Source organism: Streptomyces shenzhenensis, from assembly GCF_021462265.1.
Taxonomy (GTDB): Bacteria; Actinomycetota; Actinomycetes; order Streptomycetales; family Streptomycetaceae; genus Streptomyces; species Streptomyces shenzhenensis.
Map to the genome: position 1 here is coordinate 63,845 of NZ_JAJONF010000020.1, position 16,603 is coordinate 80,447.

The 16,603-nt window shown below is 72.8% G+C and carries 12 protein-coding genes and 3 pseudogenes; 10 read left to right on the plus strand and 5 right to left on the minus strand.

Annotated elements, in window-relative coordinates:
* The first annotated feature begins 227 nt into the window (after positions 1-227).
* Positions 228-593: a DUF6479 family protein gene (locus LQ326_RS24965; RefSeq protein ID WP_234539879.1), complete on the plus strand. Its 366-nt coding sequence runs from the start codon at positions 228-230 to the stop codon at positions 591-593.
* A 13-nt stretch (positions 594-606) separates the two neighbouring features.
* On the opposite strand, the gene LQ326_RS24970 is transcribed toward LQ326_RS24965, so the two are convergent.
* The 3 genes from LQ326_RS24970 to LQ326_RS24980 form a co-directional block, all read right to left on the minus strand.
* Positions 607-1,062: an RpiB/LacA/LacB family sugar-phosphate isomerase gene (locus tag LQ326_RS24970; RefSeq protein WP_234539880.1), complete on the minus strand. Its 456-nt coding sequence runs from the start codon at positions 1,060-1,062 to the stop codon at positions 607-609.
* Positions 1,063-1,072: 10 nt separating this feature from the next.
* Positions 1,073-1,999: an NAD(P)-dependent oxidoreductase gene (locus LQ326_RS24975; protein ID WP_234539882.1), complete on the minus strand. Its 927-nt coding sequence runs from the start codon at positions 1,997-1,999 to the stop codon at positions 1,073-1,075.
* Between the two features lie 151 nt (positions 2,000-2,150).
* A complete protein-coding gene (locus LQ326_RS24980; protein ID WP_234539884.1) occupies positions 2,151-2,648 on the minus strand; it encodes a MarR family winged helix-turn-helix transcriptional regulator in 498 nt (165 codons plus the stop codon).
* A gap of 406 nt (positions 2,649-3,054) precedes the next feature.
* Between LQ326_RS24980 and LQ326_RS24985 the strand changes: the two genes are divergently transcribed.
* Complete coding sequence (locus LQ326_RS24985) at positions 3,055-3,867, plus strand: SCO2400 family protein (RefSeq protein ID WP_234539886.1); 813 nt, start codon at positions 3,055-3,057, stop codon at positions 3,865-3,867.
* A 204-nt stretch (positions 3,868-4,071) separates the two neighbouring features.
* On the opposite strand, the gene LQ326_RS24990 is transcribed toward LQ326_RS24985, so the two are convergent.
* Positions 4,072-4,779, minus strand: coding sequence for an SDR family NAD(P)-dependent oxidoreductase (locus LQ326_RS24990; protein ID WP_234539888.1), 708 nt, complete (start codon positions 4,777-4,779; stop codon positions 4,072-4,074).
* 472 nt (positions 4,780-5,251) lie between these two features.
* Between LQ326_RS24990 and LQ326_RS24995 the strand changes: the two genes are divergently transcribed.
* From LQ326_RS24995 to LQ326_RS25015, 5 genes and pseudogenes are all read left to right on the plus strand, one after another.
* Positions 5,252-6,790: a MarR family winged helix-turn-helix transcriptional regulator gene (locus tag LQ326_RS24995; protein ID WP_234539890.1), complete on the plus strand. Its 1,539-nt coding sequence runs from the start codon at positions 5,252-5,254 to the stop codon at positions 6,788-6,790.
* Complete coding sequence (locus tag LQ326_RS25000; RefSeq protein WP_234539892.1) at positions 6,787-7,221, plus strand: helix-turn-helix domain containing protein; 435 nt, start codon at positions 6,787-6,789, stop codon at positions 7,219-7,221. Before LQ326_RS24995 ends, LQ326_RS25000 begins: the two co-directional genes overlap by 4 nt.
* Positions 7,222-7,737, plus strand: a pseudogene (locus tag LQ326_RS25005) (ROK family protein); the annotation flags it as partial.
* Positions 7,738-7,993: 256 nt separating this feature from the next.
* Positions 7,994-9,518 (plus strand): annotated as a pseudogene (locus LQ326_RS25010) (M81 family metallopeptidase).
* A 131-nt stretch (positions 9,519-9,649) separates the two neighbouring features.
* Positions 9,650-10,435: pseudogene (locus LQ326_RS25015) on the plus strand (copper homeostasis protein CutC).
* A gap of 338 nt (positions 10,436-10,773) precedes the next feature.
* Here LQ326_RS25015 and LQ326_RS25020 read toward each other — a convergent pair.
* Positions 10,774-10,974 (minus strand): hypothetical protein, encoded by a 201-nt coding sequence (locus tag LQ326_RS25020; protein ID WP_234539894.1) that lies wholly within the window; start codon positions 10,972-10,974, stop codon positions 10,774-10,776.
* A gap of 273 nt (positions 10,975-11,247) precedes the next feature.
* Here LQ326_RS25020 and LQ326_RS25025 point away from each other — a divergent pair, with 273 nt between their 5' ends.
* Genes LQ326_RS25025 through LQ326_RS25035 form a run of 3 tightly spaced genes read left to right on the plus strand, consistent with a single transcriptional unit; the run spans position 11,248 to position 16,586 of the window.
* The gene (locus tag LQ326_RS25025; protein WP_234539895.1) at positions 11,248-12,324 is read left to right on the plus strand and encodes an AfsR/SARP family transcriptional regulator; all 1,077 of its coding nucleotides are present in this window, start codon (positions 11,248-11,250) and stop codon (positions 12,322-12,324) included.
* Between the two features lie 34 nt (positions 12,325-12,358).
* Entirely contained in the window at positions 12,359-14,641 is a 2,283-nt protein-coding gene (locus LQ326_RS25030) for a TOMM precursor leader peptide-binding protein (protein ID WP_234539896.1), read from the plus strand.
* Positions 14,631-16,586 (plus strand): TOMM precursor leader peptide-binding protein, encoded by a 1,956-nt coding sequence (locus tag LQ326_RS25035; RefSeq protein WP_372496945.1) that lies wholly within the window; start codon positions 14,631-14,633, stop codon positions 16,584-16,586. Before LQ326_RS25030 ends, LQ326_RS25035 begins: the two co-directional genes overlap by 11 nt.
* Positions 16,587-16,603: the final 17 nt, after the last annotated feature.

A 16,603-nucleotide genomic window follows, 5' to 3' on the forward strand; every position in this document is an offset into this window, starting at 1 on the left:
GCTGGACCGACAGCCCGGAGCCGGAGCCGGCGCCGGTCGGCCCGCGCCGGTGGAGGCCGTGGCCGACGTCCGTTGCCGCCTCCGCCAGGTCTCGTTACGCGCGATCCGCGCTGCCGCCCAGGCGGCCCGCTCTTGAGCCGCCGGCACCGGCCGCCGTCGCCCGCTGTGTACGGTCAGCCACCGAAGACGTCCGGTTCATACCATTCTGGGAGGGGTATCCCCTTGCTATGAGTACGGAACCGATGCAGCTGGCCGCTCCCAGCGGCCTACTGAGTCTCGCGCTCTTCCTGGTGGCCGTGGCCGTGCTGGCGATGCTCGCCGGAGGCTTCTGGCTGGGCAACCGGGTCAAGTACCGCGAGTCGCCCCGGCCGCGTCCCGAGGAGCAGCCAAAGCTGCCGCCGGAGGGCGCGGTGCACGAGGTCCGGGAGAACCGTGAGTCGGAGGAGATTCCTCAGATTCCCAAGGGCGGCCGTCCGCTCACCCCGTACGAACTCAGCAACCAGCAGACCAGGCCGAGCGCGTCGAAGGACCGGCCGCGCTGGAGCAAGGGCTCCAGCGGCTCGTTCGGCGGCGGCGGGCTCGGCGCCCACTGACCACGGACAGTCTCTAGACAATCCCCCGGCCCGCGTCGAGGTGCCCGACGTGGGCCACGTTCCCGAGATCCTCGGCGTCCTGGCTCGGCGTGGCGGCGAACCAGGCGTCGAGGATCTCCTTGAGCACCGGCTGCGAGGTCAGGCGCAGGCTGAGGGCGAGGACGTTCGCGTCGTTCCAGCGGCGGGCGCCGTCGGCGGTGCAGGCGTCGGCGCACAGCGCGGCGCGGACACCGGGCACCTTGTTTGCGGCGATCGAGGCGCCGGTGCCGGTCCAGCAGCACACCACCGCCTGGTCCGCGGCGCCGGCGGCGACGTCCCGGGCGGCCGCCGCCGAGCAGACGGCCCACTGCGGGTCGGTCCCCGGTTCCAGCGCGCCGTACGTGCGCACCTCGTGGCCGCGACGGACCAGTTCCTCGACGAGGAGGCGGGCGACGGGTTCGTCCATGTCGGAGGAGACGGAGATCCGCATGCCCGGGAGCCTAGTCGGTCGAGGGCGGCGGCGCCGCGGCGTCCGTACGGGCCTCGATCGCGGTGAGGACCGAGGACATGTCGAGGCGGGCGTTGCCCAGCCGGACGCTCTCGCCGTAGAGCTCGCTGCTGAGGTCGAGCAATGGGGTGGCGATCCGGGCCGCGCGGGCCGCGTCGGCGATGAGCCGGGTGTTGGCGTAGGCGTCGGAGGTGGCGGCCTGCACCGTGAAGTCGTGGGCCGCGAGCATCGGGACCTTGACCCGGGTGAGGCCGCTGCCCAGTTGGCCGGAGTCGACGACGGCGCGGAAGGTCTCCAGGTCCAGGCCCTGCCGCTGGGCGAAGTGCACGGCCTCGGCCAGCGCCGCGAGGGTCGTGTCCAGGTAGAGGTTGACGGCCAGTTTCATCAGGACCCCGGAGCCGGCCGGCCCGCAGTGCACGGTCTCCCGGCACATCGGGGCGAGCAGCGGCCGTACCTGCGCGACGGTGTCCGGGTCGCCGCCGAGCATCGCGACCAGTTCGCCCGCCTCGGCCGGTTTGCGTGATCCGGAGACCGGCGCCTCGACGAAGCTGCCGCCGGCGGCCTCGATGTCGGCGGCGAGTCCCCGCGCGTACTCCGGGGCCGTCGAGCCCATCGACACGACGACCCGGCCGGCGACCAGTTTCGCGAACTGCGGGCCGCCGCGGCCCAGGACCGCGTCCGTCACCGTCTCGTCGACGAGCATGACGATCACGACACCCGCGTGCGTGAAGACCTCCTCGACGCTCGCGGCCACCCGCGCCCCGGCCACCCGCAGCGCTTCCGCCCGCGCGGGCGTCCGGTTCCACACGACGAGCGGGGTGCCGGCCCTGGCGAGGTTGAGCGCCATGGGCTGTCCCATCACCCCGAGCCCGACGAAGCCGTACATCGGGGCACCGTGGCTGCCGGTCGCTTGTGTCATCGTCGCAACTCCTGCTCGTCGTGCGGTGGGTGCGGATCACCGGCACTGTAGGGCGCCGGCCGAGGGGACGGGGCCGGGCTCCGAGCCGTCCGGCGGCGCTGGACCAGGCCGTCCGCGCACGGTGAGGGGTGCCGGTGTGGTGAGGGTGCCCTCAGCCGCCGGAGCCGCCGTCGGAGACGTTCACGGTGAGCAGGCGCAGCAACCGCTTGGCCATGGCGTCCTGTTCGGGCGTCAGACCCATGGCGTCGCCGATGGCGACCGGGACTGCGCGGGCGCGGTCCCGGAGCCGGGCGCCGTCCTCGGTCAGCCGGATGGCGACGGACCGCTCGTCGTCGGGGCGCCGCTCCCTGGTGACCAGGCCGCCTGCCTCCAGCCGCTTGAGCAGCGGGGAGAGTGTGCTCGACTCCAGCTGCAGCGCGGCGCCGAGCTCGCGCACGGACACCGAGTCCTGGTCCCAGAGGACGAGCATCACCAGGTACTGCGGATAGGTCAGCCCCAGTTCGTCCAGGAGGGGCCGGTAGCGCGCGGTCACCGCGCGGGAGGCGGCGTACAGCGCGAAGCAGAGCTGGTCGTCGAGGAGGAGCGAGCCCTCGGCCGGCTCGGCGGCGGTGCGGTCCACGGGGCGGCTCCTGGTTCCTGCGGCGTTCATGGCCGTTCCCCACCTTAGCTTTCCGGTGCCCTCGACCCCATGAGGCCCAAACTTCTATCACTCAATTAAATTGGGCACTAACAGATCGACCACTAATAAGTGGTGCACGAATGGCTGAGCGCTGGTCGGGCGCGGGGCCGCGTGATCGAGTACTGACACCGCACACGCCGCACTTCGGCGCGGAGACCTACCGGGGGTCGGCATCCTGCCGCAAAGCGGGCAGCCCCGGCCGGGTCCGCGGGTCCGGGCGAGCAGGACGCGGACCGCATCTGCGCAGAAGCGACACACAGGCTGCACACTGCCTGGCCAAAGGCTCGCTACCGTTCTGGCCGTTCGATCCCACGTGCGATCGAGATCAGGCCACGGCGCGGGACGCCGCCGGCGCAGTCGAGTCAGGAAGACGCGGATGGACTACTGCTCCTCGTGCCGTCGGCACCTCAACGGCGCCTTGGCGTGCCCCGGCTGCGGCGCCTACGCCCCGGACATCGCCCCGCGCGCCGTCGCGGCTCCGACGGTGACCGGCGTCGCGGCGTCGGCCTGGCAGACCCCGGCCGACACCGCATGGCTCGACACGGACGCGTACGCCGCGGAGGCCGCCGAGGACCCGTTCGGCGGCCCGGACGCCGTCCCGCCCGCACCGCAGGGCCGGGCGGCCCGGCGCCGTCAGCGGGCCCGCTGGAAGAAGAACCAGCGGCGGGCCGTGGTGGCCACCGCGGTCGCCCTGGTCGGCGGCGGGCTGACCGTCGCCTCCCTGGACCGGCAGGGCACGGACCGGGTCCAGGCGGCCACGGCCCCGGACAACAGGCCCATGGGACTCGCCGACGAACAGGCCACGGACAACGCCCCGGCGGCGTCCGCGCCGACCGGACGGCACCGGGCCCCGGACACCTCGTCCGCCGCCCGCTCGGCGACGGCGAACGTCCCGCACGAACAGACCACCGGTGCGCCCCTCGCCACGCCGGCGCCCGGTCAGGGCACCGCCACCTCCCCGGCCCACGCGGCGGCCTCCGCCGCCCGGCCGCACTCCGCCGCCACGGTGTCCGGCAGCACCACCGGCGCCACCGCGGAGCCGACGGCCACGCCCACCGCCACCACGACCACCACCGCCAATACCGGTAACACCGGCGCAGGCGCCTCGGCATCGCCGGCGAGCCCCGCACCGGCCGCGTCCGCAACCTCGCCCTCGCAGCTCTGCCTGCTGGTCATCTGCCTCGGCTGACACCGGTCCGCGGTGCCGCCGCACCCGGCCCGCCGAGCAGCGGCACATACCCGGACGGCTCCTGGCCGACGGCTCGGTGCAGGACGACCTTCCGGTGACGCGCGGGACGTTGGCGGAGCACCAGGGCCGTCGGCGGAAGCACCCGGCTTCGCCCTCGATACCACGCTCGACCCGTGGGGCAGGCTGAGCCGGTTCAGCCGTCGCTCACCAGGACAGCCGGCCGTTGACGTCGAAGTAGCCGCCGGTCGGTCCGTCCGGGCCGGTCTGCGCCATCCGGACGACGATCTCGGCACCCTCCTCCGCGGTCTGGGTGCCCGTGTTGCCGTTCAGGTCCGTCTTGGTGAAGCCGGGCTCGACGGAGTTGATCCGCAGGGCCGGGAACGCCTTGGCGAACTGAACGGTGAGCATGTTGAGCGCGGTCTTGGACGCCGGGTAGGCGATACCCGGGTAGAAGTGCGCGGGGTGGTCGGGGTCGGAGAGGGCCGTCAGCGAGGCCAGGCCGCTGCTGACGTTGACCACGACCGGTGCCGCCGAGCGCTCCAGCAGAGGCAGGAAGGCGTGCAGGACGCGGACGACGCCGAAGAGGTTGGTCTCGAAGGTGTTCCGCATCTGGTCGGCGGTCACGGTCCGGGCCGTGGGAACGCTGTTGTCCGCGTTCCGGGGCTCGATCCCGGCGTTGTTGATCAGGACGTCGAGGCCGCCGTCGGCCTCGATCTTCTCGGCCGCGGCCTCCACCGAGGCGTCGTCGGTGACGTCGAGGAGGACGAACCGGGCGCCCAGTTCCTCGGCGGCCCGGCGGCCGCGCTCGGCGTCCCGGGCGCCCACGTACACGGTGTGACCCGCGGCGACGAGCCGGCGGGCGGTTTCGCGGCCGATGCCCTTGTTGGCTCCGGTGATCAGTGTTGTCGTCATGCCCCAAGACTGCGCCCGGTCCGTGAGGGGCAGCCAGCAGACCCTTCTTCCTGGGACCGCGGGTACCACCGTCGCACCTCTCTGACCTGGGCTTACTGAGGCCGAAACGGCTGTGACCTGCCAGGTCGGGTTGCAGAGGCGATCGGAGGCAGTCAGAGGAAACCGCTCTGATTCGACCCCGGTTCGACCCGGGTCGCTCAGAGGCAGTCAGAGGCATCGGCCTCCCAAACTGCCCTTTGAGCGACCGGCGTTGACCGGTTCGGATCCAGGGTGGCGACTCTGACGGGCCTCTTGGTCGTCTCCGGTCGAGCCGCGATGGGGACGCCTGCCTCCGACCGGTGCCAGAGCGCACGAAAGCCTCCAGGACGGCCATCCTGGAGGCTTCGCTGGCACCGATTGGAAGTCGGTTCCGGACACCACCTGCGATTTTAGCGGGCCTCGGTGGCGTCCATGTCCTTGGGACGACCCAAGAATGCCACACCCCACAGCCCACCCGCACTACTCCCCGTCGGCTTCACGCCCGGATTTCTCCCCACCAGAGGCAACCACAGGCAGCCACACCACACTGCAGGGACTCGCCTCCCTCCCCAGGCCCGCCGCCGACCTGGTCCTTCTCGGCGACCCCACCGGCCGCTACGCGGCAGGCAGCTACAGCAGGCTCAGGCCCGACGGCCGCACGGTGGAACTGCGCGGCGACCGCCAGGGCATATCGGAGCACGGTCACCGGATCACCGCGGCAATCGCCTGCCACGTGGCCCGCGCCGGCGGAAGCGTCGAGCAGCTGACCCGGCTGCTGCTCCACCCCGACCACGAGGGCGGCCGCCACGCCCGGCACATCGCCCTGCGCTCCGGGCAGGCGCGTGCGCTGGACTACATCCACAGGGTATGGGCCAGCGCCGTGCAGACCGTGAGCACCAGCATGGTGCTCGGCTCCCGGGATCACGCCTACGAGGCCCTGGCCGCCCTGCGGGACCGCATCGGGACCACACCGTGGCGCGGCGAGCGTGCAAGGACCGCACTGCGGGTTCTGCGAGCACATCTGACCTTCGCCGAGACCGCCGGCGGCCCGCTGCACCACGCAAGCGAGCGGCAGACCGCAGAGGAGGCCGGGATCTCCCGGACGACCCTGCGGGCCGTCTACGAGACCATCCTCAGGCCCCAGGGCTGGCTGCGGCGCCTGCGGGTGGGACACGGCCGTGAAGGCTCCACCTGGTACCTCGCCCTGGGCACCCCCCACCGGCACGCGGGCACCGCTGTGCTGTCCCGTTCCCGTACCACTCAGTACCCCCCCGGGCTGGCACTTGAGTGGCCCACCCCTGAGACCGGCGCGGACGCCGACATCGACTCCGCCGTCCTGGCCCGTCTGATGGGCCACGACGCCTTCGCCCACCACGCTCTCGGCAGCGCCGCATTGATGATCATCAGTGCTCTGTATGCCCGTCCCAGCCAGACCGTCACCGATCTGATCGCCAGTTCCTCTGTCTCCCGCGCCACCACCTGCCGCACCCTGCAACGCCTGGCCCGCTATGGACTCGTCCAGCACCACGGCGAGACCTGGACCCTCACCCCCCACGCGTTGCCCGGCGTCGGCCACTCGCCCACCGCCTCCCAGACCGCTGCAGGCCTGCGGGCCGCCCAGAGCTTGGACGAGATCGCCCAACAGAGCGGGACAGCGGGCACGGCGGCCCGGCGCAAAGCCCTGCATGCGGACCAACGCGCGGCCTACCGCCAGGCGCTGGAACACCTGTCCGAGCACCGCAGCCGTGCCGTGGTGATCGTGCACGACGGCCGCCAGGTCCTGGTGCCCGCAGTACGGGCGGACGAGATACCCCCGGCCTGGCACGCCCCCGACGGACGCGTCCTCGACCCCGCCACCGGCCGGCCCGCAGAGGGGTGGCGGGTGGCCACGGACGGCCGATTGATCCTCATCGGTCCAGCCGACCAGCGCACCTACGACGAGCTGGCCGCAGCCCACGCCCAAGCCCTCAGTGAATGGGAGTCCGCAGCATGAACCCAGCGCCCCCGGCAATGCCCAAGGGTGAGCCGCCCAGCCCTCAGACGCTGCGGAAGCAGTACGAGGCCGGTGCCACCGTGCAGGAGCTCGTGGCCACCAGCGGCCTGCCTTATGGGACGGTCCAGAACCGGCTGCGTGCGGCCGGAACGGTGATGCGGACGTCGTGGCAGACCCGCCGGATGCGTGAGGACGTGGAGGCCCGCGCCCGTCTGGCTGCCAGGCTGCGCACCCTCTACGACAAACACGGCGCCACCCTCGACGACCTCGCGGCGGCCGCGGGCAAGTCCAAACCGGCTGCTCGGCGGCTGCTGATCGAGGCCGGCGGACGGGTGCGCACTACCCGGCAGACGATCCAGATCCGTTCCGCGGCGTCGCGGGCGAAACAGCACAAGCTCGCGCATTGGTTGCGGGTGCGATACGAGGCCTGAGCCGCCGGCGACATCACCCACATCCGTATCCGAGGCGGCGCCGACATCCCCTGCTCCTGCGGCAACACAGGCTGCCTGGAGACCGCGGCCTCCGGCGCCGCGCTCGTCCGCATCCTGCGCACACGCGGCCTGGACGTCACCAGCACCGAGGACGTGGTCCAGCTCGCCACCGACGCCGACCCGGAAGCCACCCGCGCCGTCCGCAGGGCCGGCGACCACCTCGGCCAGGTGCTCGCCGCCAACGTCAACTTCTTCAACCCGGACGCCGTCTATCTCGGCGGCATCCTCTCCACCCTCGAACCGTTCGTCGCCGCGGTGCGCAGCCAGCTCTACGAGAGCTGCCATCCGCTGGCGACCGAACACCTCACCATCGAACGGGCCATCCTCGGCGCCGACGCCGGACTGGTCGGAGTCGGACTCTTCGCCCTCCAGCGCGCCCTGGCCCGCGCTCTCGGCGACGCCGGCGGCACCGGCACGCACCGGTTCCACACCGTCGTGTCCCCCAGAGGGGGCTGACACCGGCCAGAACCCCCCCCTCGCCCCGCTGCGGACTCCCGCCCCCGGCCACGTCCCACGGCGCCGGGGCCCTCCGGCAGCCCGCCCGCCGGAAACGAAGTCCTCAAGGAAGCGAAAGCGAAACAAGTCCGGGGCCGGAACCGTCCGCCCTGGCCGGATCCCGGCCCCGCCGCCCATGGCCGGACCCGGGCAGCAGCCCGAGGACCGCGTAAAGAGTCCGGCACCGCCCATTTCGCACCACCCCGCACGAGGAGCCATGACGCACACCCGCACCGCCGTCGCCCGCCCCGTCATCGCCGTCGCCGGCCTCGGCATCGAGTCCTCGACCTTCTCCCCCGCCCGCACCGAGGCGCCCGCCTTCCATCCCTCGCGCGGAGCCGAGGTGTTCGACCGGTACCCCTTCCTCGCCCCGGGCCAGGAACTGCGCGAGGCCGCCGAATGGCACGGTGCCCTGGTCGGCAAGTCGCTGCCCGGCGGCACCGTCACCGCCGCCGCCTGGACCGCGCTCACCGACGAACTGATCGAACGCCTCGCCACGCTGCCCCGGATGGACGGTCTCTGGTACGACATCCACGGCGCCATGACCGTGGAGGGGATCGACGACGCCGAGGCCGTCCTGCTGGAGCGCATCCGCGCCACCGTCGGCCCGGACGTGATCGTCTCCACCTCGATGGACCTGCACGGCAACGTCTCCCGTGAACTCGCCCATGGCAGCGACCTGATCACCTGCTACCGGATGGCCCCGCACGAAGGACCACATGGAGACCAAGGAGCGCGCCGTACGCAACCTGGTCGACCTGCTGGTCTCCGGCGGCCCCCGCCCGGTCAAGGCATGGGTGCCGGTCCCCGTGCTGCTGGCCGGCGAGCAGACCTCCACCCGCATCGAACCGGCGAAGAGCGTGTACGCGGCGGTCGACGAGGTCGAGGCCTCCGACGGCGTGACGGACACCGCCGTCTGGGTCGGTTACGCCTGGGCGGACGAGCCCCGCAACCGCGCCGTCGTGGTCGTCACCGGCGACGACACGGCAGCGGTGACAGCCGGGGCCGAACGCCTCGCCCGGGGCTTCTGGGACGCCCGCCACGACTTCGACTTCGTCGCCCCGACGGGCACCTACGACGAACTCCTCGACGAGGCCCTCACCTCCGACCAGCGGCCGTACTTCATCAGCGACACCGGCGACAACCCCACCGCGGGCGGCGCCGGCGACGTCACCTGGGGCCTGACCCGGCTGTTGCGACGTCCCGAGTTCCACAAGGAGGACGGGCCCACCGTCATCTACGCCTCGGTGCCCGCCCCCGCCGCGATCGACACCGCCGTCGCCGCCGGGATCGGCGCCACCGTCACCGTCGTTGCCGGCGCGGACGTCGACCACCGGCACGCCGGCCCCGTCACCCTCACCGGCGTGGTCCACGCCATCCGGCACGGCGACCGGGACGCAGAGACCGAGGTCGTCATCCGCGTCGGCAGCGTGCACGCCATCCTCACCAGGCTGCGCAAGCCCTACCACCACGAGCACGACTTCACCGACCTCGGCCTCGCCCCGCGCTCCGCCGACATCGTGATCGTCAAGATCGGCTACCTGGAACCCGAGCTGTTCGACATGTCGGCCGACTGGAAAATGGCCCTCACCCCCGGCGGCGTCGACCAGGACCTGGTCCGCCTCGGCCACCGCCGCATCCGCCGCCCCATGTTCCCCTTCGACCCTGACATGGCAACCCCGGACCTGACAGCCCGTGTCATCCTCGCCTCCCACGAACCGCTCACCGGAGACGACGAGTGAGCGCGCGCGCCACCCGGCCTCTCGGCCCGCATCCGACCGGCGGTGCGGGCCCGGCCGCCGCACCGGCGACCGACGGCCAGGTCCCCGGACCCGGACGGCCCCACACCGCCGGACCCGTCACGCGGCCCGCGCTGGAGATCGCCGTCACCTCGGCAGCCGGTGCCCGTACCGCCCTCGGCCACGGAGCCGACCGCCTCGAACTCTGCACCGCTCTGGAACTGGGGGGCCTGACCCCCTCGGCCGCCCTCGTCGAAGCGGTCGCCGCCGTGGGCCTGCCGGTTCAGGTGCTGGTCCGCTGCCGGCCGGGCGACTTCGTCTACGACACCGAGGAGACCGCGCTGATGGTCGCCGAGGTGCGATCCGTGATCGCCTCCGGAACCTCCGGTGTGGTTGTCGGCGCGCTCACCGCCGACGGCAGCCTCGACACCGCCGCCGTCACCCGTCTCGCCGCCGCCGCTCACGGCGTGGGCCGCCCCGTCGAGGTGACACTGCACCGCGCCATCGATCAGGCCGCGGACCCTGTCGCCACCGCCGCGCTGCTGCCCGCCCTGGGACTCACCCGGGTACTCACCTCCGGCGGCGCCCCGACGGCCGCGCAGGGCCTGGCCCGCCTCGCCGCCATGGTCGAAGCCGCGCCCGGTGTACAGGTGATGGCGGGTGGCGGGGTACGCCCGGCCGACATCCCGGAGTTGACAGCCGCCGGCGTGGCCGCTCCACCTCTCGGCGAAGCGCCGCGCCGAGCCCCGGAGCGGGGCCACGTGGATCCCCCTCGGCGCCTCCGGCGCGTCCCCCGAGCAGGACACCCGGTTCGTCACCGACCCGGCGATGGTCGCCGAAGCCAGAAGAATGCTGGAGCCGCGGACAACACCCTGACCACGCCCCCCCCTCCAGCAGACCCCACCGTGCCCACCGCATAAGGCCTCCGGCCAAAAGCCCATCCCCGATACAGAGCACGATCAGGTCTGCTGGTTCCCTGCTCTGCCGCACCCGGCCGAGGTCCGCAGCAAGGCAACTCCGCCGAAGCCACTCGTGGGACAAGCCGGGCCCAAGAACGCTGCCGTGCAGGAGTTCACGCAGGTGCTCCCGACCCGCATGATCGCCGACGTGAGCGCCCCGGAGAGTCCGGTGACCGGACTCTCCAGCACGACGGTTGGCGCGTCGACCGGAGCGTGAGGCACAACGTTCCTTCCTGGAGGCCGGTTTCGAGTGGGCTCCACGGCCGCTCGTCGTGCGGAGACGGGTGAGTTGCCCGAACTCAATGTGAATCGGGGTAGCGTGCCCGGCCGTTGGGCAGTTCGCCGGAAGTTGTCTCCTCGAGCAACGCCGTGTACTTCCGGGAGAGTTCGTCGTAGCGTGCCTCGTCGCCGCCCGCCTGACGCTTACGCCTGCTCAGGAGGTACAGAGCAGCAGGCCCGGTGATCATCGAGACGACCGGGATCAGCGCCCACCACGGCATGGATCCTCCCCTGTGCGGTATTCCGGGGGAGCACGCGTGCGCTCCGGTGGAAGCCTAGCCGCTGACGGTCCGCAGGCCAACGTCGTGGGTGACCGATGAACACATCGTCCACCCACGATCCACATTTTCACTTCAGGTACTGGACTGGCGCCCCGATTCGCTTCTAAGTTCGCCTCCTGGCAGGGACGTTGTGCACAATCGTGACCCGGCGTGCGCAACCCTCTTTCCGGCAGGTCCGTTGTTGCACCACCCCCTGTGCGATGAGAAGAGACTGTGGAAAAAACGAGTGCCCCCACGCTCAGCGACCCGCTCCCCGGACAACCCGCCCTCGCACCGTTCCCGGGCCGCCCCCGGTTTCTGGTGCTCGGTCTGCTCGCCATCACCGACGGCCGTGAGACCGTCGTGCTCCAGCCCTCCCGCCCCGCCTCACTGCTTGCCGCGCTCCTGCTCCACCCCGGCTCCGTCGTCTCCACCGGCTTCCTTCAGCGCGTGGTCTGGGGCAGTCGGCCACCCGCAGGCGGCAAGTCCGCCCTGCACACCTGTGTGCTGCGGCTGCGCCGGCTCTTCGCCAAGTACGGCATCGCGGATCACGCGATCGAGGCGGTCCCCGGTGGTTACCGGCTCCACGCCGATGCCGACACCCTCGACCTGCTCCACTTCCGCGATCTGCTCGCCCAGGCCTCGGCGAGCGAGGATCCGGAGGACGCGCTGCGCCTGGCCCAGGCCGCGTTACGGCTGTGGCAGGAGCCCCTCCTCGGCAACGTCCAGTCCGACGACCTCCACCGCGACCAGGTGCCGCGCCTCGCCGAGGAACGCCTGCTCGCGGTCGAGCAGGTCTTCGACGGCGAACTGCGCCTCGGACGGCACCGCGAGATGATCGCCGACGCCCGTCGGGCCGTCCAGGCGCACCCCGGGCACGAAGGGCTGTCCGCCCTGCTCATCGAGGCGCTCTACCGGTCCGGCCGGCGCGCCGAAGCGCTCACGGAGTACCGCAGGATCCACTCCCACCTGGCCGGCGAACTGGGCGTGGAACCCGGGCCCGCGCTGCGTGACCTGCAACTCGCCGTGCTGCGTGGCGATCCGCCCGATGGTCGGCCCGCGCTCCCCCCGGCGGGCGCCCCGCCCACGGTCCCCGCGGACACACCCCCGGGTCTGGGCAGAGCTTCCCCCGCCGCGCCCGGTGCCCTCGTCCTTCGCTCCCTCGTCGACGCGGGGCTGCTCGAGGAAGGCCCGCCCGGCCGCTACCGCGTTCACGACCTGCTCCGCCTCTTCGCTCAGGCGGCCGGCGCCTCCCTTCCGTCGGCAGCCCCGCACGGTCCGACCGGCCTTCCCCCGTCGGTCGCCCGCTGACCACTCCGCCGCTCTTTCGGAGGTTTCGGAACCCATGGCCCAAACGCCCGCGTCCTACGAGGAGATCGCGCAGTCGCGGCCCCGCATCCGCAGGGATGTGCTCTTCACCCGGACACCGTCCGGTGTGCTGTTCCACAACGCACACGGAGGCTTCAACGTCGTCACCCAGTCCGCCTACCGCTTCGCCTCCTTGATCGTGCCCCACCTCAACGGCGAGCGGAGTGTCGAGGAACTGGTCGCCGGCCTGGGGGACAAGCAACGCGACATGGTGGTCCAACTTGTGCGCGCTCTCTACGCGCGTGGCTTCGCCCGGGACGCCGTGCCCAGACCCTCGGCGGACGTGCTGTCGCCGCAGGTCGCAGAGCGTTTCGCCCATCAACTCGACTACCTGGACCACTACGCGGACGACGCGCCCGGACGGTTCCTGCGTTTCCGGTCCACCGCGGTGGCCGTCCTCGGTGACGACGCCCTCGCGCGCTGGGCCGCGCTCGGCCTGCTCCGCAACGGCAGTGCCGTGGTCGCGGTCACGGAGAGCGATGCCGGCCGTGGCCTGCGTCGTGAACTGCACGGTGTGGAGGGAACCACCGAACTCGACGCCGAGGCCGCGGCCCTCGCCGCCGCCGGCTGCGTCCCTCGCCTGGTCCGCCTCCCCGAGCCCGTCGGCGGAACCTACGGCTGGGACGACCTGGACGGCTGGGACACCGTGCTGGTCACGGCAGGGACCACGGGGCACCGCCAGATGCTCCGGCTGCTCACCGAGGGTGTGCCGGAGGGCCGAAGGCTGCTCGGCGCCTGGACCTTCGGCAACCGTGCCGTCGTGGGCCCGGTGATGACCGCCGGCACCCCCGGCTGCTGGTCCTGCGCCGTCCTGCGTCTCGGTGCGGGCACCGACGCCTCCGACAGCGCCGATCTCTGGGCCGCCATCGGTCCCGCCGCCCCTCTCGGAGCACCGGCACCCGACCTCGGCGGACCACTCGCCGGGATGCTCGGCAACCTCCTCGCGTTCGAGGTGTTCCGCCTCGTCACCGAGGCCCTGCCTGCCGAGACCCGCAATCAGATCGTCGTCCAGGACCTCGACTCCCTGGACGTGCTCACCGAGCCTCTGCTGCCGCATCCGCGCTGCCCCTTCTGCGCCGCCGGCAACGACGCCGCCGAGCCCGGCACGGTGACCGGCGACGCCCTGCGCACACCCCACACGGACGACGAGCCCGTGTCCCTTCCCGGCGACGGTGCCGCCGACGAGAGCGCCTCCCGGGCCGCCCTCGCCGCGCTGGAGGAGCGCGACGTCCTCGTCCACGAAGCGGCCGGAGTCTTCACCGCGTACGTGGACGACGACTGGGAGCAGACCCCGCTCAAGGTCAGCACCGTGCGCATGGGTATCGCGCCCGGCCGGGTGCGCCAAATATCCGCCGTCGACATCCACCATGTCGTCGGCGCCCGCCTCCGCGGTCTCTTCCGCGCCGCCGAGGTCTACGCCGAACACGTCGTCCCGCCCCGCGTGCTCGAGGCCGCCGCCCTGGAGGCGGCCGCCGGCAAGTGGCCTCGTGTCGCCCCTGCCGAACTCGCCGTCTGCAGCGGTCTCGACGTCCCCGCCGATCAGGTCGCCCACTGGTGCGAGGCCACCTCTCTGCTCGACGGGCAGACCGTGCTGGTTCCCGCCGGAGCCGTGCGCACCCTCGGCCGCTGGAACGGGCAGGACCTCTTCGAACGCACCTCGGCCGGCACCGGCGCCGCCGCAGCCCCGCGCGCCGCCCTCACCCGCGCCCTGCGCACCGCGCTCACCCACGACGCTCTGCACGGCGCCGTACGCCGCACCGCTCCGGTGCCGTCCGTGGACCTCGCCGCTCCGACCGGCGACCCCGAACTCCTCTTCCTCGTCCGCTCGGCGGAGCACCTCGGTGTCGTCCCGGAGGTGCTCGACCTCACCGCCGCCGGCGGTCACACCCTGCCCGTCGCCGTGGCACGCTTCACCGACTCCGGATCCGGTGCGGTGCGCTGGGCCGCCGGCAGCGGGCTGCGCCCGCGTGAGGCGGTGCTGGAGGCGCTGCGGGACCTCCTCGGCGCCGAGCAACTGCGCCGCGCCGGAGGCGAACCCGACACCGGGGACGGGCTCTGGGCCGACCTGGACGCCACCACGCTTGTCGCCGCCGACGGCGCACCGCACGCGGAGGCCACCACCTGGGCCGCCGTCCTGGACAGCCTCGCCGCCGCGGGCCGCGACGCGTACGCGCTGCCCGTGAGCGCGCCCGACCTCGCCACGGGCCGCGTCCACGCCGTGCGCGTGCTGCTGAGCCGTGGGGAGCGCCGTGCCGGCTGAAACCGCCACGGTGCCGCGCCCCGGCAACACGCCCGGGAGTGATGTGCCCCTCGAGCCCTGGGCCGCGGTGTGCAGCGCGCTCACCACAGCCCTCGCGGACCGCGCGGGATGCCACCCCGGCACTCCGCCGGCCGTGGTGCACCCGCTCGGCGTCCGCGACGAACTGACTTCCGAGGCACGGCGGTTCACGCCCGGCGCCGTACCGATCGGCCTCTATGGGCACCATGCGGTGGTCGGTCCCGTCCCCTCGGAGGGCGTAGCGGGCTGCCCGCAGTGCCTCGCCCGTCGCTGGCAGTCGGTGCGTGCTGGCTTCCTCCGGGACGCCCTCGAGCGCGGCGGGGAGCCCCGCGCGACCGGGACCCCGCCGTGGCAGGCCGCGTTCGCGGGGGACGCGCTCGCCGCACTGGTCGCCGCGGCGGCCGGACGACCGCGCCCGGACCGCCACCCGTGGATCTGGCTGCTGGACCTGGAGACCCTGCACGTCTCACGGTTTCCGCTGCTGCCCGACGGCGAGTGCCCGTCCTGTGGGACGCGCCCCGACGACACGGCCGAGGCCGCCCGGATCACCCTGGAACCCACCCCGAAACACGCCCCGGACAGCTTCCGGCTGCGCCCGCTGGACGACTACGACCTGGCGCTGGAGGTGTTCGTCAACCCCGTCACCGGCATGCTCGGCCCGTCCGTCGCCCCCGACCTGACGTCCGCATCCACTTCCTCGGCGGTCGGCGCCTTCACCACCCGCTCCGGCAACTACCTGCGGGAGTGCTACTGGGGCGGCCACACCGGCGCCTACGGTTCGAGCGTTCGCGTCGGACTGCTGGAGGGCCTGGAACGGTTCGCCGGGATGCGGGCCCGCGCCAAGCGGACCGTCGTCACCGCCGCGTACGACGAACTCGGTGACACCGCGGTCGACCCGCGCGTCACCGGCCTGTACTCCGACGCGTTCCACGCCGCCGATCCGGAGGTGCCGGCTTTCGCACCGGACCGCCCGGTGGAGTGGGTGTGGGGCTGGTCCCTGCGCGACGACCGGCCGGTCCTCGTGCCGGAGGTGGTGGCGTACTACCACGCGCCCGGCGGCCTCCCCCGGCGCTTCGTTCAGGAGAGCTCCAACGGCTGCGCCTCCGGAGGCTCGCTCGTGGAGGCCGTCCACCACGGGCTGATGGAGACCCTCGAGCGCGATGCCTTCCTGCTGGCGTGGTTCGGCCGCGCCCGACTGCCCGAGATCGACCCGGCCAGCAGCAATCGTCCCGCGACCCGGACCATGGTCGACCGGCTGGCGATGTACGGCTACCGGGCCCGGTTCTTCGACACCCGGATCACTTTCCCCGTCCCCGTGGTGACCGCGGTCGCCGAACGCGTCGACGGGGGGCCGGGACTGCTCTGCTTCGGCGCGGGGGCCTCTCTCGATCCGGAGGACGCGCTGGCGGGCGGACTCTGTGAGATCGCCACCGACTCGGTCAACGTCCGTCGCCGCACCGCCCGCGAGGAGAGCCGGTTGCGCCGCATGGCCCGGGACTTCGGCCAGGTGCAGGTCCTCCACGACCATCCCCTGCTCTACGGACTGCCCGAAATGGGCCGCTACACCGACTTCCTGCTGCGCGACCGGGACGGCTCGGACCGGGTGCCCCTGGCCTCGCTCGCCTCGGGGCCGGGGGCCCTGCGCCCCACCGCAGACCTGAGCGACGACGTGGAGGCATGTGTCGCGGCCGTCACCGCACGGGGCTTCGACGTGGTGGTGGTCGACCAGACCGCCCCCGAACAGGTCGGCCTCGGCTTCCGTACGGTCAAGGTCCTCGTCCCCGGTCTGATCCCGATCGACTTCGGATGGAGCCGTCAGCGCGGCCCTCTGATGCCCCGAGCCCGCACCGCGCTGCGCGAGGCCGGTCTGCGCGAGGACGACCTCGTACCGCGCGACGTCAACCCGGCACCGCACCCCTTTCCCTGACGACCCCGCACCACCGC